The 19,353-nt window shown below is 37.8% G+C and carries 17 protein-coding genes; 6 read left to right on the top strand and 11 right to left on the bottom strand.

The genetic code is table 11. The features are described from left to right. Window positions 1–14 precede the first annotated feature (14 nt). The 3 genes from BLP81_RS07340 to lysA all read left to right on the top strand — a co-directional run bounded on the left by BLP81_RS07340 (window position 15) and on the right by lysA (window position 2,742). Window positions 15–455: a hotdog fold thioesterase gene (locus tag BLP81_RS07340; protein ID WP_093367802.1), complete on the top strand. Its 441-nt coding sequence runs from the start codon at window positions 15–17 to the stop codon at window positions 453–455. Window positions 456–551: 96 nt separating this feature from the next. Then, the gene (locus tag BLP81_RS07335; protein ID WP_093367801.1) at window positions 552–1,274 is read left to right on the top strand and encodes a hypothetical protein; all 723 of its coding nucleotides are present in this window, start codon (window positions 552–554) and stop codon (window positions 1,272–1,274) included. Between the two features lie 262 nt (window positions 1,275–1,536). After that, complete coding sequence (gene lysA, locus BLP81_RS07330; protein ID WP_093367800.1) at window positions 1,537–2,742, top strand: diaminopimelate decarboxylase; 1,206 nt, start codon at window positions 1,537–1,539, stop codon at window positions 2,740–2,742. 34 nt (window positions 2,743–2,776) lie between these two features. On the opposite strand, the gene BLP81_RS07325 is transcribed toward lysA, so the two are convergent. From BLP81_RS07325 to BLP81_RS07300, 6 genes are all read right to left on the bottom strand, one after another. After that, window positions 2,777–4,804 carry a protein-disulfide reductase DsbD family protein gene (locus tag BLP81_RS07325; protein ID WP_093367799.1) on the bottom strand — a complete coding sequence of 676 codons (2,028 nt, stop codon included), beginning with the start codon at window positions 4,802–4,804 and terminating at the stop codon, window positions 2,777–2,779. After that, window positions 4,797–6,113, bottom strand: a complete 1,317-nt coding sequence (gene tilS / locus BLP81_RS07320; protein WP_093367798.1) for a tRNA lysidine(34) synthetase TilS — start codon at window positions 6,111–6,113, stop codon at window positions 4,797–4,799. Before tilS ends, BLP81_RS07325 begins: the two co-directional genes overlap by 8 nt. Window positions 6,114–6,146: 33 nt before the next feature. Continuing rightward, window positions 6,147–7,454 (bottom strand): anthranilate synthase component I family protein, encoded by a 1,308-nt coding sequence (locus BLP81_RS07315; protein WP_093367797.1) that lies wholly within the window; start codon window positions 7,452–7,454, stop codon window positions 6,147–6,149. 5 nt (window positions 7,455–7,459) lie between these two features. Further along, the gene (locus BLP81_RS07310) at window positions 7,460–7,987 is read right to left on the bottom strand and encodes an NADPH-dependent FMN reductase (RefSeq protein ID WP_093367796.1); all 528 of its coding nucleotides are present in this window, start codon (window positions 7,985–7,987) and stop codon (window positions 7,460–7,462) included. Between the two features lie 88 nt (window positions 7,988–8,075). Continuing rightward, the gene (locus tag BLP81_RS07305) at window positions 8,076–8,270 is read right to left on the bottom strand and encodes a hypothetical protein (RefSeq protein ID WP_093367795.1); all 195 of its coding nucleotides are present in this window, start codon (window positions 8,268–8,270) and stop codon (window positions 8,076–8,078) included. A gap of 122 nt (window positions 8,271–8,392) precedes the next feature. After that, window positions 8,393–8,845 carry a DUF4442 domain-containing protein gene (locus tag BLP81_RS07300; RefSeq protein ID WP_093367929.1) on the bottom strand — a complete coding sequence of 151 codons (453 nt, stop codon included), beginning with the start codon at window positions 8,843–8,845 and terminating at the stop codon, window positions 8,393–8,395. A gap of 255 nt (window positions 8,846–9,100) precedes the next feature. On the opposite strand from BLP81_RS07300, the gene BLP81_RS07295 reads away from it, so the two are divergent. From BLP81_RS07295 to BLP81_RS07285, 3 genes are read left to right on the top strand one after another with little or no spacing between them, the layout of a single operon-like run. After that, the gene (locus tag BLP81_RS07295) at window positions 9,101–9,445 is read left to right on the top strand and encodes a PadR family transcriptional regulator (protein WP_093367794.1); all 345 of its coding nucleotides are present in this window, start codon (window positions 9,101–9,103) and stop codon (window positions 9,443–9,445) included. Next, on the top strand, window positions 9,438–11,006 hold the full coding sequence (locus BLP81_RS07290) for a PspC domain-containing protein (RefSeq protein WP_093367793.1): 1,569 nt from the start codon (window positions 9,438–9,440) through the stop codon (window positions 11,004–11,006). The genes BLP81_RS07295 and BLP81_RS07290 overlap by 8 nt, the downstream gene beginning before the upstream one ends. Before the next feature lie 5 nt (window positions 11,007–11,011). After that, a complete protein-coding gene (locus tag BLP81_RS07285) occupies window positions 11,012–11,857 on the top strand; it encodes a head GIN domain-containing protein (RefSeq protein ID WP_093367792.1) in 846 nt (281 codons plus the stop codon). A gap of 79 nt (window positions 11,858–11,936) precedes the next feature. On the opposite strand, the gene BLP81_RS07280 is transcribed toward BLP81_RS07285, so the two are convergent. The 5 genes from BLP81_RS07280 to BLP81_RS07260 form a co-directional block, all read right to left on the bottom strand. Beyond that, window positions 11,937–13,130: an LETM1-related biofilm-associated protein gene (locus BLP81_RS07280; protein WP_093367791.1), complete on the bottom strand. Its 1,194-nt coding sequence runs from the start codon at window positions 13,128–13,130 to the stop codon at window positions 11,937–11,939. A gap of 90 nt (window positions 13,131–13,220) precedes the next feature. Then, window positions 13,221–14,996, bottom strand: a complete 1,776-nt coding sequence (locus tag BLP81_RS07275) for an AMP-dependent synthetase/ligase (protein ID WP_093367790.1) — start codon at window positions 14,994–14,996, stop codon at window positions 13,221–13,223. A gap of 133 nt (window positions 14,997–15,129) precedes the next feature. Beyond that, window positions 15,130–16,845 (bottom strand): gamma-glutamyltransferase, encoded by a 1,716-nt coding sequence (gene ggt, locus BLP81_RS07270; RefSeq protein ID WP_176752698.1) that lies wholly within the window; start codon window positions 16,843–16,845, stop codon window positions 15,130–15,132. 17 nt (window positions 16,846–16,862) lie between these two features. Then, window positions 16,863–17,723, bottom strand: a complete 861-nt coding sequence (locus tag BLP81_RS07265) for a universal stress protein (protein WP_093367789.1) — start codon at window positions 17,721–17,723, stop codon at window positions 16,863–16,865. A gap of 5 nt (window positions 17,724–17,728) precedes the next feature. Beyond that, the gene (locus BLP81_RS07260; protein ID WP_093367788.1) at window positions 17,729–19,336 is read right to left on the bottom strand and encodes a BCCT family transporter; all 1,608 of its coding nucleotides are present in this window, start codon (window positions 19,334–19,336) and stop codon (window positions 17,729–17,731) included. Window positions 19,337–19,353: the final 17 nt, after the last annotated feature.

The raw sequence follows: 19,353 nt of genomic DNA, 5'->3' as shown, positions 1-19,353 counted from the left end.
TAAAACCTGATATAATGGATTTACAGGATGAGTTTGTAAAGAAAATGATTGAAGAAATTATTCCTATCCACAAGTTTTTGGGTCTGGAACTGCTTCATATTGAAAAAGATTACGTGAAGGTAAGAGTTCCCTTCCGACCGGAAGTGGTTGGAGATATCCGTTCCAACAGATGGCACGGAGGCATTATTACTACGGTGATGGATTCAGTCGGAGGAATTGTTGGAGGAACTCACTTAAGCTCCATCAAAGATAAAATGGCCACTATCGATATTCGTGTTGATTTTTTATCGCCAGCATTTGGTAAAGCTATCATCGTGGAAGGAAGAACGCTGAGGCTAGGCTCCAGGATATTTGTCGCTGATATGAAATGCTATTTAGAAGAAGATTCCAGTCAAGTATCTGTTGCTGAAGGAAGAGGGGTTTATAACTTCATTCGTCTGAACCAAAAGGAATAAGCTTGAATATATACTTAATGGGTGTTAAATTTTTAATTTCCAATTGCTTGAATTTAACTTACTTATTACTTTTATACCGAATGTTGAAAAAGAGCCATGATGTTTCCAAGAACAAACCTTAAAACCCAGTTGAACAAAGAGAAATTCAAAACAACTTCCAACGAAGCCATTTTGAAACAGGTTCATGATGTTCTCAAAGATGTTGATGTAAGAAACGGTGAGATTTTAAATAAGGTAACTTCCGGAGACTCTATCGACTCCAATGATTTTGATTTTGATAAACTGCAGTCCAGTGAAATTTATCATATCGATCAAATTGAAAAAATTTGCATCACGTACAGATTAAGATTTCTAGATTCAAAATATTTTAAGGGCAAACTACCTTATGAAGCCATTTCAAAAATTAAAACCTTGGAAGAAGAGCATGAAACCAGTTTGCAGGGATTTAAAATCATGGCTCCTTCCAAATTATTTAAATTAGAAAATGCAGATGATCCTTTATTATTTGCACCTATTGGAAATGATTATTACTACTTGATTCATAAATGGGGAAACGACTTAAATCCATTTCGTAAATTGATGATGTGGCCTTTTAAAACCTTCGAAAATTTTATGCTTCTCGTATTCTTATCAGCCCTGATTTGTACTGCACTTGTCCCAAGTGGCTTTTTTATGAGTGAAGATAATATCAGGACAGAATTTATCTTGCTATTCTTATTTATGTTCAAATGGATTGCGGGTATTGCCCTGTATTACGGCTTTGCAAAAGGCAAGAATTTTAACACAGCCATCTGGAGAAGTAAATACTATAATGCTTAAAATTGCAACATGATTATTTTTCAATTTATATTCCAGCAGTTATCTCCAGCAAAATTTTGCGGGTTTCTTTTTAGGTCTTACAAAACCAAGCTTAAAAGAAAATTAGTTTCCAAGCTGGTAAAACAAAAACGCGTCAAAATTTCAAAGAAATGCTATCTGAAATCTAAGATAGCGGCATAATCCTTATTCATTTATGTTTACTATTTTAGCCGGATTAAAAATCTTAACCCGAATAACCCCTTTATTTTAAATTTTAAAACCAATGATACACGCAGACCTTTTAAAAATCACTCAGGAATTTGGTAGTCCAGTTTACGTTTACGATTCAGAAAAGATTACAAAACAGTATAAACGTCTTACGGAAGCTTTTAAAAAGGTCAAACACTTGCGTCTTCACTATGCGGTAAAGGCCTTGTCCAATTTGAGTATTCTGAGATTATTCAATCAGCTTGGAAGTGCTTTGGATACCGTTTCCATACAGGAAGTGCGCTTGGGTATTGCGGCAGGTTTTGAACCGGGTAAAATTATTTTTACGCCTAACGGGGTCTCCATGGAAGAACTCGAAGAAGCGGTGGAGCTAGGCGTTCAAATCAACATCGATAATCTGCTTATTCTTGAGCAGTTTGGGGCGAAACATCCAAGCGTACCGGTTTGTATTCGTATTAATCCTCACGTCATGGCCGGTGGAAATACCAATATTTCTGTGGGCCATATCGATTCCAAATTTGGAATTTCTATACATCAGATGCCTCACGTTTTACGGATAGTGGAAAATACGAGCATGAACATCAACGGTATCCACATGCACACCGGGAGCGATATTCTCGATATTGGGGTGTTTCTTCACGCTGCAGAAATTCTCTTTGATGCTGCGGCTCAATTCAAAAATCTGGAATTTCTGGATTTTGGAAGCGGATTTAAGGTGCCATACCACGAAGGGGACATCGAAACCGATGTGGAGGAATTGGGCGCTAAGTTAACCAAACGTTTCAATGAATTTTGTAAATCTTACGGCAGGGAATTGACGCTGGCCTTCGAGCCCGGGAAATTCCTAGTAAGTGAAGCAGGATTGTTTTTGGCTAAAGTGAATGTAGTTAAGCAAACAACCTCAACGGTTTTTGCTCAAATCGATTCCGGATTCAATCACTTAATTCGTCCCATGTTTTACGGGTCGAAACATGACATCATCAATATTTCACATCCAAAGCGCAACAAGCGGTTTTATTCTGTGGTAGGCTATATCTGTGAAACAGACACCTTTGCCAACAATAAAATGATTTCAGAAATAAGTGAAGGCGATATTTTAGCCTTTAAAAATGCCGGTGCCTACTGTTACTCTATGGCGAGCAATTACAACTCAAGATTTAGACCACCGGAAGTGCTCTGGCATAAAGGCAAAGCTCATTTGATCAGACAAAGGGAAACTTTTGAAGATATCATGAGAAATCAGATAGAAGTCGCATTATAAATGGATTTACGCGTATTAAACAAAAAAGATAGAGCTATTCAGCTCTATCTTTTTTGTTTTGGAAGTTTTCAAGTCCGGTTTCTAACCAGTTCAAATAAGCCTGAGATGAAGGTTCGTAGGCATTGGTTACATTCAGAATCTCCAGCTCTGGAGAGAGTAAAACGTAGTAAGGCTGAGAATTATTTCTGAAATTTAGGGTCTGAAAGGTGGCCCACTTATCACCAACGGTTCTGATTTTCTTAACCGACCCATTGCTTCTTTCAAAGTTAAACCTCTCCTCTTTATCCAGCCTGGCATTATCGTCGACATACAGGGAAATAAGAATGTAATCGTTTTTGATGGTTTCATATACCTCCGGATCACTCCAGACCTGTTCTTCCATTTTTCTGCAATTCACACAGGCCCAGCCTGTGAAATCCAATAGGATGGGTTTGCTCTGTGCTTTAGCAGCCTGTAATCCCTTATCAAAGTCCTTATAAGCTTTCAATCCAAGCGGACCTTCGGTTTCTTTTTCATAAATGCTATAAAACAGAGGAGGAGGGAATCCGCTCAGTAATTTTAAATTGGCCTGTGAAGAATTGGTAAGTCCAGGGATGAGGTAGATTACAAAAGCCAGAGTAAGAAGCCCTGCAAAAATTCTTCCTTTACTCAGTTTTTGGCGAGGTTCATCATGAGGAAATTTGAGTTTTCCAAAAAGATAGAGCAGCATGGCAATTCCAATCACAATCCAAATACCGATAAACACTTCTCTTTTGAGTATTCCCCAGTGTTCTACCAAATCTGCATTCGATAGAAATTTGAAAGCAAGTCCTAATTCCAAAAATCCTAAGACGACTTTCACTGTATTGAGCCATCCCCCGCTTTTTGGAAGTGAGTTCAACCAATTGGGAAACAACGCGAACAAGGCAAAGGGCAGGGCCAAAGCCAGTCCAAAACCACCCATACCGAAGGTCAGCATCGTAGCGCCCCCGTCTGCGGTAAGAGAACCGCCGAGTAAGGAGCCAAGTATAGGTCCTGTACAGGAAAAAGACACTAAGGCGAGCGTTAGCGCCATAAAGAAAATACCGACAGCACCGCCAAAGCTGGTTGCTTTCTGATCTAGTCGGCTGCTCCAGGAATTTGGTAATGTGATTTCGTAATACCCAAAAAATGAAAAAGCAAAAAATAAGAAAATGATGAAAAAGATGATATTCAGAATTGGATTTGTGGAAATGCTATTCAAAATTTCCGGATTAACCGAATCGATCAGGTGAAAAGGCAAACTCAGCAATAGGTAAATCAAAAAGATAAAAAAGCCATACATCAGAGCATTCATCAGGCCTAATTTTTTGGTCTTTGCACCTTTGGTGAAAAAGGAAACCGTCAACGGAATCATAGGAAATACACAGGGGGTAAGCAAAGCTATAAGTCCGCCAATAAAACCCAAAAGAAAAATGGTAAAATTGCTGTCCTGGTCTTCTTCTGAATTTATCTGGAATTGGCTTTCACCTTTGAGATCGAGTTTTAAAGCTTCAGTTTGAACTTTGTCCCTGCTTTTAATTTCGATGATTTGGGTTTCTGTAAGCATCAACTGTGCATCTGAAATACTAAAGCTAAAGCGTTTTTGATCCTGAGGGAGACACATCTCATCATTACAAATCATGAAGAGGATTTCTAGATCGAGCGAACCCTCTTTAGCTGTTACTTTAAAATCTTGCTTAAAGGTGGCCTGGTTAAGAAAATAGGTTAAATCTGTTTTGAAGATCTCATCAAATTTGGTTATGCCATCCGGTTCCTGAGTTGATCCTATTTTTTCTAATACCGCAGAATCAAATTCAAAATTGAACTCTGTAGGGATAGGTCCGCTTTCACCTTCTTTTAATTCAGTTTGAGAAGGTAAATGCCAGCCTTCTTCAATTTGAGCAGTAATCTTTACCGTAAAAATACTATCGGACTTTTTAACAACTGAAGCTTCCCAGCTGGATGGGTTTAAAGAGTTATCCTGTTTCTCAAACCCAAATTGAGCCTGGGACTTAGTTATAATCAGCAGTGAAAAAATGAGTAATAAATAGGCTCTAATCATTTAAAATTTCAATTTTGAGGATATCCTCAGTGGTTGATTCTACTTTGTAGCGATTATCTATTCTTAAGTTCAGTACCCAAATTACATCAGCATTGCCATTGCATAGCAAAAGCTGAGAAGGTTTCAGATGCGGACTTATTTTTTCATCTTTTAGAAAATCGCTTAATTTCTTTTTTCCTTTCATTCCGAAGGGATAAAAGTAATCTCCATGTTGTACAGTTCTCAAATGTAAGGGAAACTGAAGTTTTGATTTATCGACGTAGGCCACATTCGAAGTGAAATTTCCAAGCTGAGTGACGTCTTCTATGTTCAATCTGAAATTACCTAAGTCAAGACTTGTTTGACCGGCTTTGAGGTCAGCAGCTTTAAAGCTCTGTTTAGAAATACTTGATAAGATCAATTTTTCACGATCTTTAGTAAGCTGATGCGAAGCTGAAAATATTTTCTTACCCGTTTGAGCATCTTTCAAACGGTATACATCCTCCCATTCAGTAAAACCAAAACTTTCCAGCAATTGATACAAAATCGCTTTTTGGTTTGGAAATCTGTTTAGCTTTTCAATATCGATTTCATAATGCTCGTCCTTTTTTGTGACCAGGGTTTTAAAAAGCAAAGTGGTGTAATCTTCAATCAGAAGTTCAGCATCCTTTAATTTTTCGAGACTGGATTCAAAGTTGGCCAAAAAATTTGGATTTAAATCTATTAAGTTAGGTACAACTTCATGTCTTACCTTGTTTCTTAAGTATTTTGTAGAATTATTGCTTTGGTCTTCCCGCCATTCAATGTTCTGCTCAATAGCAAAATTTTTGACTTCTTCTTTGGAGAATATCAAAAGCGGTCTTCTTATGTAGTCATTCCGGTCTGGGATTCCCAAAAGACCCTTGAGCCCGGTAGAGCGGCTTAGGTTTATAAAGAAAGTTTCCAGACTATCGTTGAGGTGGTGTGCGGTGAGCAGGTAATTGTATGAGGTCGTTTCTATCAACTCGCGAAACCATCCGTAGCGCAGGTTTCTGGCTGTGATTTGAATGGATTCATTTTGTTCATCTGATAAAGTCTCGGTTTCAAATTTTTTTATAAAAAACGGCCTATTCATGGAGTCGGCCAAATCTTCCACAAAACGCGCATCTGTATCACTGGCTTCTGCTCGCAATTGAAAATTGCAGTGGGCTAAAGCGAAATCCAGTTTCAAATGGAAACACAGATTCGCCAAAACTACAGAATCAATACCGCCACTGGTGGCAATGATGAATGGCTGACTCAGTAATTCGGGGAACTCAGATTCTATATGTGTCTGGAAACGGTTTTGCATCTTTAGAAAAACACTAAATTAAACTTTATTGCTTTATTCTTCAGTAACATTAGACGCATTAACAACATATTGTAATGCTTTGCCTTTTATAAGGCATTCCTCATATTCCTGTTCCGGTTTTGCCAGAGAAGTTAAGGCACTACCTACCATATAGGACAGGTACTTTTTTTCTGAATTGTAGAGCAAACTTCGGATGACCACATTAAAATCAAAATCATTTTCAGGAGTGATATAACCAATAGCTCCGCTGTAAAGTCCACGTTTTGTAGATTCGTAGGTTTCTGCAATTTCCAGGGCCGAACACTTGGGAGCTCCTGTCATACTTCCCATAGGAAACAATGATTTTAAGATTTCAGCTACAGAATAATCGATTCTGACTTTAGAGGTGATAGTCGAAACCATTTGATGAACCTGTTCATAGGAGTAGATCTCACAAAGTTCTTCAACCTTTACAGAACTTTTTTCTGCTGTTTTGGACAAGTCATTTCTCACTAAATCCACAATCATAATGTTCTCTGAAATCTCCTTGGGATCATTTTGTAAGTTTTGTTTTAACTGCTCGTCTTCAGCGGGATTTGCGCCACGCCTGGCAGTGCCTTTAATGGGCTGTGAGATCAATTTCTGATTTTCTTTTTTCAGAAACCGCTCCGGACTGGCGCAAAGTGCAAAGTATTGTTCCAGCTTTAAAAAACAGGAAAATGGAGCTTTTGAAACTGAATTCAGATGATCAAAGGTAGCATGAGGTTGAATTTCGGTGTTTTTCACGAAAAATTCCTGACAGAAATTGACTTCATAAATATCTCCTCTTTGGATATGCGCTAAAACTTGTTTAGCCTTTGCAACATATTCTTCTTTATCCCATCCGGGAGTAAATCGTATGGCTTGAGAAGTCGTATTGTGAAGATCTGTTCTTAGAATAGATTCTAAGTCTGTATCGATTTGATCATCGACCATCTTCAGATAATGCGCTTCGATTTGATCTTTCTTTAAAAGCCATATTTTTTTAGGCTGAATAAAATAGAGTTCAGGAAATTGAAGATGATCTTCATTTTTTGAAGAAATGGATTCGGTATCGTTTTTTAAGTCATAACTCAGGTATCCAAATAACCAGTCCCTGGTGTTGCTCTGGTATTCATCAAGTCGCTCAAAAGCTTTGTCATCGTCAGATTTTATGGCAGTAAAGGCCTCTACAGCAAGCATAGCTCCATAGCTCTGATATAGATGCTCACTATCGTTGGAGTCTAAGTAAATAGCTTCTTCGAATTGCTTACCCCAGTGAAAAAGCTTTTGTTTAAAATCTCCGCTAAAATGCTTCTTTTGAAATGTTTTGACAGTTCTCAAATCGCTTATAAATCGTTTTCAAAAGTGGTGAGTAAAGATTCGAGATGGGCTTTGTATTTATCTGTCATTCCATTTTCATCAAAATTTTCTTCAAAGGAAGGCAGACTAAAATTATGAATAACGTTTCCACCAAATTTTTTAAAATTATTGGTCGTGTATTCTAAACTTGATTGAGCTCCACCTTTACCGGGTGAGGTAGACATCAAAAAAATGGGTTTGTCCTTAAGGTATTCGCTGTCACTTCGAGAAAGCCAGTCGGTTATATTTTTGAAAAAAGCAGACATCGCTCCGTTGTGCTCATTGACGGCAACGATTAAGGCGTCAGCTTTTTTGATCTCGGATTTTAAATTTTTAATATCTTCTGGAATACCATTCGAATTTTCAAGGGTTTCAGAATACATCGGAACATCCAAAGCTTTCAAATCAATATAATTGACATTCGCTTTCTTTATAAAGTTTAAAGCATACTGCAACAAATTATCGTTGATGGAAGTCTGTGAATTGGATCCTGTGAAGGCTGTGATTTTAGACATTTAAATTTTTGAGTAAAGGTACATATAAAAGAAAAATCCACTATTTCCTCGGAGGAATAATGGATTTAATTTAAGGTGATGTTTAATATTAATCGAGGTAAACCATACATTGTTTTAAAGATGGATTCTTTTTTATCAAACTTAAAATAAAGTCTCTAAGTTCGTCAAGTTCGTAAGGAAGTAAGCGTTCTGTCGCCTTTTTTAATTCTTTGCAAAAGAGATGGGCATCAAAACTTACTTTTCTCAAAATTTCTTTAGTGTATTCAAACATTGCTCTGGGCATCATTAAAAAATTTTAAAAATTATGTAGAAGTATGTCATATAAATTGTTTCTGTGAATATAACAATTTCATACCTGGTTTATTATGATAAATGTCATAAATTTTGTTTTTTATTAGCATAAATTTATTTTTTCCGGACGGTCCATTGGAACTTAAACTCTGATACCACTTCACCAGATTTGTTTTTAGCTGTCGAAGTCATCCAGAATTTTAGTCCTTCAGGTTCTTTAAGACAGGTTTTGATGCTGTCTTGAACCAGCTCCACATCCTCACAGGTAAACCTTATTTTTCCTTTGGCTTTTTTATAAAACCTTGAGGAATTTTCCTGAACCAGCATGGAAATATTTTCACCGCTGTCGCTGATTTCTTTCATAACTATAGCTCCTGTACTCAGTTCTGCTGCCATAGCCTGTACAGCAAAATACATACTATTGAAGGGGTTCTGATTAATCCACCGGTGAGTGACAGTGGTCATACACAGCTGTGCATTTATCGTTTTTACTCGAACTCCGCAAAGCCAGGCGGAAGGTAATTTGGACAATAAAAACAAATTGATTTTGGAGGGAGAAAGCTTCATTGAGATTCTATTTTGAAGTTTCAAGGTAGTCATTTATTCAATTCAATACTGTGATTTTATTTTTTTCTAATTCTATTTGACTTTATTTATTTCATTCAAAAAAAGCTGGGTGTACTGATTTTACTAATGCTTCTGAACTATATCAAAAAAATCAGCATCAGGCTAATGTTAATAAAATTTTAAATTATATTACTATGTATTGCAAAGTAGTGTCTAAAAGATATATCTTTGTTATATATTATTTAAAAGGAGATTATGAAAATAGAAAACACTAAAGCTCAAATGCGCAAGGGAGTCCTGGAATATTGCATTTTGTCTGTGCTGAGTCATGACGATGCTTATGTTGCAGAAATCCTTGACACGTTGAAGTCCGCAAAGCTCCTGGTTGTTGAAGGAACGATTTACCCTTTGCTAACCAGGCTAAAAAATGCAAATCTTCTATCGTACCGATGGGAAGAATCCACAGGGGGGCCACCTCGTAAATACTATGGCCTTACTGAAGACGGGAAGGATTTTCTCAGCGAACTTTCAGAAACTTGGACCGAATTGAGTTTCGCAGTCACAAAAATTACTTCAAAAAAACAAACTAACGATGAATAAGACAATCAACATTAATCTAGCAAATGTGTTTTTTCACATCGATGAAAATGCGTTTATTAAACTGGACAGGTATTTAAAAACCATAGAAAGCTATCTGGCAAAAGAGGAAAGCAAAGACGAAATTCTTCAGGATATTGAAGCTAGAATTGCAGAACTCTTTACGGAGTCGATGACACATGAAAAGCAGGTCATCAATCTTTCTCAAGTGAATGAGATGATTGCCATCATGGGTGAGCCTGAAGCTTATAAGATTGACGATGAAGATTCAACCTCTACCTCCTCAAGGGCGAGAACCTCTCGAAAGTTATATAGAGATATTGAGAACAATTATATAGGTGGAGTTTCAGCCGGTCTGCATCATTACCTGGGACTAAATCTAATTGTAATTAGACTCATTTGGATCGTTTCAGCCTTGTTTTCCTTTGGGGCGACAGTAGCTATTTATGTAATCCTCTGGGCAGTAACTCCAGCTGCAAGAACAACGGCTCAAAAGCTAGATATGCAGGGTGAGCCTGTAAATTTATCTAATATAGAACGCAAGGTGAAAGAGAGCTATTCCAAATTCGCAGATAAAGTGGGGGATATAGATTATGACAAATACGGTCAGCAGACCAAATCTGGAGTCACTAAGTTTTTTGACGGTCTTGGAGAAGTATTAAAAGCCCTTGGTGTTTTTATATCAAAATTCTTAGGGGTTATATTGTTAATCATCTCTGGCGTGGTTTTGGTTGGATCTCTTATTTTTTTGTTCAGCTTTGGAACTATATCCATCTTCGAACTAGGAGATTTCACTACTATGGAAATATTTTCTCTTGGAGTTCCATACTGGATTCAGGTCGTTTTGTTTTTCCTGGTAGGAGCAATCCCTTTTTTCTATCTGCTTATTTTAAGCCTGAAATTGCTCTTTTCCAACCTTAAATCGATTGGTAAAATAAGCCACATCACCTTAGTAGGCATTTGGATACTTTGTGTCATTGTAATCACGACCCTAAGTATTAAAAAAGAACTCGAGGTGAGTTATGATGCCGAAGTGGTAGAGGTAAAGTCACTGGCCCTCGCTTCTGAAGATACTTTAAGAATCAAGATGGATGCAAACCTTCTGTTTTCAGATGAACTTAGACAGAGTAAACTTCAGAAAATAGTCCAGGATGAATCCAATACAAGCAGATTATACAGTCCCAATGTATATGTCAATTTCAGAACCTCCAATGATGAGGAATTGAAGGTAAGAGTTACCAAAAAAAGCTTTGGTTCAAGTGAATCGCAGGCCAGAGAAAGGGCTTCTTTAATCGATTATGACTTCGAACTGCAGAATTCTAATTTAGAACTCGACACCTATCTCCTGACTCAGCCAGAATTCCTGAAAGAAGATATGAAAGTTGAAGTAACTGTTTATATACCAAAGGACAGGATTGTGTATTTAGATAAAAGTCTGTTGGATTTTAGCAGAGTAAGAAACTTCAAACGCTCATATTATAACACCTATTTAGACTATAAGGAGAATACCTGGAAACCCTTGGATAGCAGTATGAAAACCGATTCATTAACCCTTCAAAACTAAATCTTATGAAAACCATGACCTACGCACTAGTATACAGCCTGTGTTTATTGTTTTTCGGCTGCAATATCAACATTGATTATCTCGAAAAAATCGAAGGTGAAGGCGAAGTCATCACCGAGCAGATCATGTTGGATTCCTTTACCGATGTTGAACTCAAAAAAGGCTGGGAAGTTATTTTAGAACCTGCTTCTTCCAACTATATGGTAGTGGAAGCCAATGAAAATTTATTTGAAGTTTTTGAATATGAAAATAAAAAGGGGAAATTGATCATTGGAGCCTCCAAACAGATTTCAAATGCAGATGCAAAACAGATTACTCTTTATTTTACTGAAAAATTAAAGTCTTTAAAAGTATCCAGCGGAACTGAAGTTACTTCTCAGGAACGCTTGAATTTTGACAATCTCAATTTGGATCTTTCAAGTGGAGGTGAAGTGACCTTAGATTTAGAACTTAACACCTTGAATATAGAAACCTCAAGTGGTTCTGCTGCTCATTTGATTTTAAACCTAGATGATCTAATTGTGGATAGTTCAAGTGGAGCCAGGGCTTATTTAGATGTGAATGCCATATCAGTCAATGTTGAATCTTCTTCAGGTTCTTCGGTTAATCTTGAAGGTACAACAAGTGAATTGGAGGTCCAGTCTTCAAGTGGATCAAATGTAGATGCCGAAAAATTAAAATCAGAAAATGTCACATCAAAAGCTTCATCAGGGGCTTATGTGACCGTGTATTCAGTCGTTAACCTGAAGGCTGAAACAAGCAGTGGCGGAAACATTAAGTATTTGAACCAGCCAACAGGTGATGTAGTATTAAACAAATCAAAGTCTGGAGGTCCTATAGAAATCAAATAAATCCATCACACTAAAAACCTTAGCTTATGATTACCTTAATCAAAGTACTTATAGTGGTTTTAATCTACTATCTGGAATGTTATTCATCTTTCTCATAATTTTCATTGAAGGCCGAAGGCAGGAGTTGAGGAATGAATTTTATGATAATGGGAAGTAGAACACTGCCTCCCGGCATCACAAAAATGGCAAGGGAGGGAATGCTTTTGAAAATGTCATAAAGTTGACTTTTAACTTTTAGTTTTTCATCTGCGTTCAGTTCTCGCTGTGTTGACTGGGAAAGCAGATATACCAGTTCTTTGCTCTGGATAATTTCCTTATACAGCCGATTTTTATTTCTGCTCAGTAAGAGTTTTACAGCCTTCTGATTTTTTTGGTAAAAGTGATTTAGGGGATTACTGAAATGAAAATAAGCAATATGCTGTCTGTACTCAGAAACAAAATGAAATAGAAACTCAATACTTTTATGGGTTTGAGACTCGGTAAGATTCAAGTCGGATCCCAGAATATTCATGAATTTCAGTTCACTGATTTCAATTTCTTCATCGCTGTAAACCGCCATGCAGGCCAGATCGAAGACATACAAACTTCCCATGCTACTGAGTACCGGGCTATAGTCAATACCTTGAGTTTTCATCACATTTTCAGTATCAGTGGCATGATAACGCAAAGAGCTTTTTATAAGTTTCAGGATGAGTGAATCGTAAGTTGTTTTATTGGTTTTTTTATCCAGAGCTAAGAAAACCGTCTGCATAATCAAGCCTTCCAAAGTTTTAGCATAATCGCTTGGCTTTACTGATGTCATCAGGCTTTTTCTGTAAGTCAATACATCTGTAAACAATAAAGCATTGGTAATAAGGTGGCTGAAATTCTTTTGAATAAGACCTTCATTGGTTTGAACACGCTTATGAATGAGCTGTTCCAATTTTTGTTCAGCTTTAGTTTTGAATTTGAAAATCGACTTTAGAAACTCTTTTTGAGAATGTAGCGATTCATAAAAGCCTATAAGTCTAATTATGATTTCACTGCCAGGCTGGTCTTCACAAATTTGATGATCCACGTAGACGAGAGTAACAAGGAGGTTTATTTTTGCTAATTCTTGCTGGGTGTATTTGAGATTTTTGGTTAGAAGAATCAAACTGCTTTGGCTGGATCCATATATAAAGCCAGTTTTTCTTAACCTGTCGTAAAATTCATTCTCATTTAAAGATAGAATGGTGGATTCGCTGATGCGATGTAAACACTTAATTAGCCAACCTGAAGCTGATGGATTCATAGGACAAAGAACTCTAATTTATTCTTTTAATAATCGATTTAAAACTAAAAAGGAGCCTAAAATTAGACTCCTTTTTAATGCATGAACCCCTTAGTTGGAGTAAATTTTATTGTAAAGATCCATATACTTTTCTTTTATCACTTTTCTTTTTAACTTCATTGTAGGCGTAAGGTGTTCATCTTCAACCGTCCACTCATCTGGAGTTAATTCGAATTTTTTAATTTTCTCCCAGTTTCCAAATTTCTGATTGTATAAATCGATCTCTTCCTGAATTCTATCTATCAAGTCTTGATTTTTCACCATTTCTGAAAGGGATTCACCGAGATTTAGATCTTTTCGTTCTCCCCATTCAGTAACAAATTCTTTATTCAATTGTATCAGGGCAGCAGGCATTTTTTGACCTTCTCCAACAACCATGATTTGTTCTATAAAGCGAGATTGCTTCATTACATTTTCAATGATCTGAGGAGCGATATACTTTCCTCCTGAAGTTTTAAACATTTCTTTTTTACGGTCTGTGATTTTTAGGAAACCGTCTTGATCAATTTCTCCAATATCACCTGTATGAAAATATCCGTCTTTTAAGACTTCATCCGTTTTTTCCTTGTCTTTATAATAACCGATCATGACCTGTGGACCTTTGACCAGGATTTCGCCATCTTCTGCAATTTTCACTTCGGTTTCTGCAATTGGCCGGCCAACAGTTCCTATTTTGAATCCCCCATCGCGCATATCGTTTACAGACACCACTGGCGAGGTTTCTGTAAGACCATAACCTTCCATAACCCCCATTCCAGCTGCATTAAAAACTCTTGCTAATCTCGGCTGTAAAGCTGCACTTCCGGATGCAATCACTTGCAGATTTCCTCCCAAAGCTTCTTGCCACTTGCTGAAAATCAATTTTCGCGCAAGTTTTAAACGGGTTTCATACCACCAGCCGTTGCCTTCGTAAGGTTCGTATTTCAATCCAAGTTCTACAGCCCAGAAAAATAATTTTTTCTTCACACCCGTAAGATCGGCCCCTTTAGCGATGATTTTGTCATATACTTTTTCAAGAAGTCTTGGCACAGCAGACATCACTTCTGGTTTTACTTCTTTAAGGTTATCGCTTATCGTCTCTATAGATTCTGCAAAATAAATACTTACTCCGCTAAACTGATACATATACTGCAGCATGCGCTCATAAACGTGACATACAGGAAGAAAACTCAAAGCTTTTGCATTTCCTTTGTCTAATGGCAGTCGTGTAGAACTGTTGATAGCATTACTGGCAATATTTTTATGAGAAAGCATAACTCCTTTTGGTCGTCCAGTTGTTCCTGAAGTATAAATTAAGGTCGCTAAATCGTTTTCGGTTACTTTATTCATGATAGAAAGCACCTCGCTTTGATTGCTTTCGTCGGCACCCAGGTCCAAAACTTCTGTCCAGTTTTTGGCTCCTTCTATCTGATCAAAGGTATAAACCTCTTTTAGAGATTCCACTTCACCTTTTATAGCCATTACTTTGTCATACACCTCTTTATCAGAGACAAAACAAAACTTGGATTCACTATGGTTAAGCACATACGCATAATCTTCTTCAGAAATGGTTGGATAAATAGGAACGTCCTGAGCTCCCAGCTGCATGATACCAATATCCATAATGTTCCACTCGGTTCTGTTGTTGGTGGAAATAATGGCAACTTTATCATTAGGCTTTACACCAAGTCTCAACAGACCTCGACTAATTTTATTGAACTGTTCGATGTATTCCTCGGTAGAAGTAGATTTCCATACCCCGTCATATTTGGTTACAAGAGCGTCGTTTAAATTATATTTTTCCAGTTGGTAGTATGGAAAATCAAATAAGCGTTTTAGTGATGCCATGAGAACTTTAATTTTTATCAGGGAAAAATAATAAATATTTGCTTTAAATTCTATTAAAACCTTTTTTTAAACAAGACAATTTTACGAAATTCTTAAAGCAGATTTTAGTCATCTGTAAATCAAAGCCTTGGAATTAAAACCCAAGGGCGGTATCATCTCCGCGATAATCTGCACCTCCCTGTAGTTTCCCGTTTGGTAATTTTAAAATGGCATCTACTTTCCCCAGAATCTTAGAGTCCTGTTGAATCACCTTATAATTTTTTGCTCTTAGAGAGTCCAGTAAATCAGAGTCAAATCCACGAGTTTCAAATGTGATTTCATCGGGCAGCCATTGATGATGAAATCTGGGCGCATTTACGGCCTCCTGCATAGACATATCAAATTCGTACACATTTAAAATAGTTTGAAGTACAGAGGTGATAATGGTGGATCCGCCAGGCGAACCCAGGCTCATCCAAAATTCTCCATCCTTTTCCACAATGCTGGGTGTCATGGAACTCAGCATCCGCTTGCCAGGCTCGATAGCATTGGCTTCTGCACCAATGAGTCCAAACATATTGGGAAAACCTGGTTTTGCACTAAAATCATCCATTTCGTTATTCAGAAAAATACCGAGTTCATTGCTGTAAAGTTTAGATCCATAGGCTCCGTTCAGGGTCGTGGTTGCAGCAATCGCATTCCCGAATGGGTCTACGATAGAGTAGTGGGTGGTTTCTTTACTTTCGACAAATCCTGAAATCTTCCCATGTCCAATGTCTTTTGAAGGTGTTGCCGCTTCAAATGTAAATCCCTGCATACGTTGTTTGGTATAATCTTCGCTGAGAAGACTATCCTGTGGGATGTTGACAAAATCCGGATCGCCCAGATAAAAACTTCTGTCTGCATAGGCTCTGCGTTCTGCTTCGGTAAGCAACTGAATGTATTTTGAAGAGTTATGACCTAAAGCTTTAAGCTCATGATTTTCTAGCATCATTAAAATTTGACCTAACACAATGCCCCCACTGGAGGGGGGAGACATGGAAATGACTTTGAGTTCTTTATAAGAGACCTCAATGGGTGCTCTCCACGCCGCTTCGTAGGCTTTCAGGTCTCGAAGCCTTATAATTCCGCCATATTTTGAAATAAAATCAACTAAAATCTCTGCCGTTGTTCCGCTATAAAATTCAGAACGTCCATGTTTAGAAATTCGTTCTAGGGTTTTAGCCAGAGCGATATTTCTAAGCGTATCTCCGCTTTGAAATGCTCTGGAATACAGAATAGAGTCTTTATTGACCTGTAAGAAGGTGGATTGTAGTGTGTTAAGCATATCTGCCTGCTTCGAGGTCACCACAAAACCGGTTCTGGCCAGATCAATACTTGGCTGAAGTAATTCCGCCATGGGTAAAGTCCCGAACTTCTCATGGACTTTAAACATGCCTGCTACTGTCCCTGGAACTCCAATGGCCAGACTTCCGAGTCTACTCAGTTGTGGGCTGGGAACCCCTTCTTTATCAAGGTACATGGTCTTGGTGGCCAAAAACGGAGCCTTTTCCCGATAGTCCAAAGCACCGGTTTGGCCTTCATGGGTTCTGTACACCATAAAACCGCCTCCGCCAAGGTTACCTGCAAAGGGATAGCAAACCGCCAGGGCCATTTCTGTTGCCACCATAGCATCAAAGGCATTTCCGCCTTTTTTCATGATATCCAGACCTATCCCGGAAGCTTCCTTACGTGCAGAAACCACCATAGCAGAATCTGCTATAGTGGTTTCAAAGCCATCTTTACTAACTGAGTTTTTCTCTTTTTGGCAGCTAAAGCTTAAAGACAAAATAAGCAGCAGACAGCTTAACTGAATACAGGTGTGTTTCATGGTTTTTAAATCATTTGTTAATCTTTAATGATGAGCAAAGGTATTTTTAATTCCCGATTAAATAAATCTTCCGTGATACTTCCCAAGGTGAGGTTTGAGATCGTATTGGAACCTTTATCTGCAACCATCAACAGATTGACATCATTTTTGTAGGCCTCTTTTTTGAGTCTGCTTGCCACATTGGCTTCTCGGCCCAATATTTTGTATTTTTTTATTTTATCGGAGAAGTCGATCTTTCTGAGAAAATTGTCAAATCTTTTGTCGATATATTCTTCCATCTTAGGATTGATTTCAGAATTATTTAAATAGGGTGAGAAATGAACGGGCAGGCTGTAGACGTGAACAGCTTCAAGTTCGAAGTCATGATTGGATTTTAATAGGTCTGCATAAGCGAAACATTTTTTAGACGAATTTGAAAAATCTGTACCTACCCAAACTTTTTTCATCTCCATACTGGCATTTTCCGGAACCCACAAAAACTGGCACCTTGTCGTTCTTAATAATTTAAAGGCCAGAATTCCAGAGCCTTCCTCGTTGTTTTTATTTCCCATCATCAGCAAATCAATACTGTATTTATTGACTATATAGCTAATAAGGGATTCTGTGTAAGGATCATCAGAAATAAGCACTTCCCATTCCACTTCGGTATTGAAGTTTTCATCCACTCGGTCTTTGAGTTCTTCGGTAATCAGTTCTTCCAGATCGATATCTTCTAATTCTTTTTCCAGCATTTCAGATATCTCATAACGTTTGATGTTATGTACAAAATAAACTTTGTCAACATCGATTATATCGGCAAAAAAGGAACTGTATCTGATGAGCTGTTGATCAATATCAGAGAGGTCTAAACCGACTAAGATCTTTTTAATAGGTCGCATAGTTTTTATTTTTTATTTCGTTTTTTTATAATCTCACTTACGATGTTTTCGTAGTCTTTTTTCTGTTCGCTTTCTTTATATTTTTCTTTTTTAGCTATTTCTTCTCTCAATCCTCTGTATAGAGAGTAGCACATAATGAGAAGAATGACAGCAAAGGGTAAACCTGTGGCAATGGAGGCCGCCTGTAAAGCTCCAAGTCCACCGCCTATAAGCAAGACTGCTGCAACAGTACCTTCAGTTACAGCCCAGAAAATACGCTGACCTACCGGCGCTTCAATTTTTCCTCCGGAGGTCAAACTATCAATAACCAAAGAACCGGAGTCGGAAGAGGTTATGAAGAAACCTATGATTAAAATGATCCCTACAATATTAAGTATGAGAGTTAATGGAATCTCTTCAAAAAAGACAAATAACGCAGTGGCGACATCAAAATCTACAGCCGTGGCAATGGTATCATTCCCGTTCAAAATCAAATCCAGTGCGGAAGTTCCGAAGGCCGTAATCCAAAAGAATGTGATGAGACTGGGAACGATAAGCACGCCTAAAATAAATTCCTTAATCGTTCTTCCTTTAGAAACCCTGGCGATAAACGTTCCTACAAACGGAGACCAGGCAATCCACCACCCCCAGTAAAATAAAGTCCAGTTGTTTTGCCAGTTTCCACCAGTAAAACTTTCATTCCACAGTGAAATTTCAACAATGCTTGTAAAATAATTTCCGAGATTTTCCAGATAGCTTTCAAATATGAAAAGTGTTGGACCCAATACAACGACCAAAAGCAACAAGACAACCGCTATTCTGATATTCCATTCACTAAGCACCTTCACCCCTTTATCAACCCCCAGTACAACTGAGATCGTCGCAACAGCTGTAATTCCTGCTATAAGTAAAACCTGGGTTGTTATTCCAGAGCTTAAGCCAAAAACCTGTTCCAGACCGGCAGCTACCTGCTGTACCCCGAAACCCAGTGAAGTTGCAAGTCCGAAAAGCGTAGCTAACACGGCAAAAATATCGATAATGTCTCCAATAATACCATAGATTTTATCACCTAGAAAAGGATAAAACACACTTCTTATGGTAAGTGGTAAACCTCTGGAATAGGTGAAAAACGCAAGCGCTAAACCTACCAGAGCGTAGATGGCCCAGGCATGAAAACCCCAGTGTAAGAATGTAAAATTCATGGCTTGTTTGGCTGCTTCGGCCGTATTTTCTGTACCCGCCGGAGGATTGACAAAGTGTGTGACGGGTTCTGCAACACTCCAGAAAAGTAAGCCAATCCCCATTCCTGCACTAAAAAGCATGGAAAACCAGGAAATGGTTTTGAATTCGGGCTCAGCATTCTTTCCGCCTAACCTAATTTTTCCGTATTTACTAAAAGCCAGATAGAGAACAAAGATCAGAAAAACGTTTACACTTAGCACAAATACCCAGCCGCCATATTTTGCAATTTGGTTTTGAGTTGAATTAAAAAAGGCTTCAGCAGCATCCCCAAAATAAAGGGTAAGAGCAATGCTGATTATGATTAAGATGGTCGATGAAAAGAAAACAGGACCGTTAATTTCCAGGCCAAAGATGGATTTCTTTTCATCGCTTCTGGTTACTTTTTGAGACATATAATTATTCTTTTAGT

The sequence above is a fragment of the Psychroflexus sediminis genome (assembly GCF_900099815.1).
Classification (GTDB): Bacteria; Bacteroidota; Bacteroidia; order Flavobacteriales; family Flavobacteriaceae; genus Psychroflexus; species Psychroflexus sediminis.
This window is presented reverse-complemented; position numbering and strand designations above follow the sequence as displayed.

Excerpts from the sequence above, each read along its gene's own strand:
- BLP81_RS07340 (WP_093367802.1), top strand. The coding sequence starts at position 15 with ATGGATTTACAGGATGAGTTTGTAAAGAAAATGATTGAAGAAATTATT.
- BLP81_RS07335 (WP_093367801.1), top strand. The coding sequence starts at position 552 with ATGATGTTTCCAAGAACAAACCTTAAAACCCAGTTGAACAAAGAGAAA.
- lysA (WP_093367800.1), top strand. The coding sequence starts at position 1,537 with ATGATACACGCAGACCTTTTAAAAATCACTCAGGAATTTGGTAGTCCA.
- BLP81_RS07325 (WP_093367799.1), bottom strand. The coding sequence starts at position 4,804 with ATGATTAGAGCCTATTTATTACTCATTTTTTCACTGCTGATTATAACT.
- tilS (WP_093367798.1), bottom strand. The coding sequence starts at position 6,113 with ATGCAAAACCGTTTCCAGACACATATAGAATCTGAGTTCCCCGAATTA.
- BLP81_RS07310 (WP_093367796.1), bottom strand. The coding sequence starts at position 7,987 with ATGTCTAAAATCACAGCCTTCACAGGATCCAATTCACAGACTTCCATC.
- BLP81_RS07305 (WP_093367795.1), bottom strand. The coding sequence starts at position 8,270 with ATGCCCAGAGCAATGTTTGAATACACTAAAGAAATTTTGAGAAAAGTA.
- BLP81_RS07300 (WP_093367929.1), bottom strand. The coding sequence starts at position 8,845 with ATGAAGCTTTCTCCCTCCAAAATCAATTTGTTTTTATTGTCCAAATTA.
- BLP81_RS07295 (WP_093367794.1), top strand. The coding sequence starts at position 9,101 with ATGAAAATAGAAAACACTAAAGCTCAAATGCGCAAGGGAGTCCTGGAA.
- BLP81_RS07290 (WP_093367793.1), top strand. The coding sequence starts at position 9,438 with ATGAATAAGACAATCAACATTAATCTAGCAAATGTGTTTTTTCACATC.
- BLP81_RS07285 (WP_093367792.1), top strand. The coding sequence starts at position 11,012 with ATGAAAACCATGACCTACGCACTAGTATACAGCCTGTGTTTATTGTTT.
- BLP81_RS07280 (WP_093367791.1), bottom strand. The coding sequence starts at position 13,130 with ATGAATCCATCAGCTTCAGGTTGGCTAATTAAGTGTTTACATCGCATC.
- BLP81_RS07275 (WP_093367790.1), bottom strand. The coding sequence starts at position 14,996 with ATGGCATCACTAAAACGCTTATTTGATTTTCCATACTACCAACTGGAA.
- ggt (WP_176752698.1), bottom strand. The coding sequence starts at position 16,845 with ATGAAACACACCTGTATTCAGTTAAGCTGTCTGCTGCTTATTTTGTCT.
- BLP81_RS07265 (WP_093367789.1), bottom strand. The coding sequence starts at position 17,723 with ATGCGACCTATTAAAAAGATCTTAGTCGGTTTAGACCTCTCTGATATT.
- BLP81_RS07260 (WP_093367788.1), bottom strand. The coding sequence starts at position 19,336 with ATGTCTCAAAAAGTAACCAGAAGCGATGAAAAGAAATCCATCTTTGGC.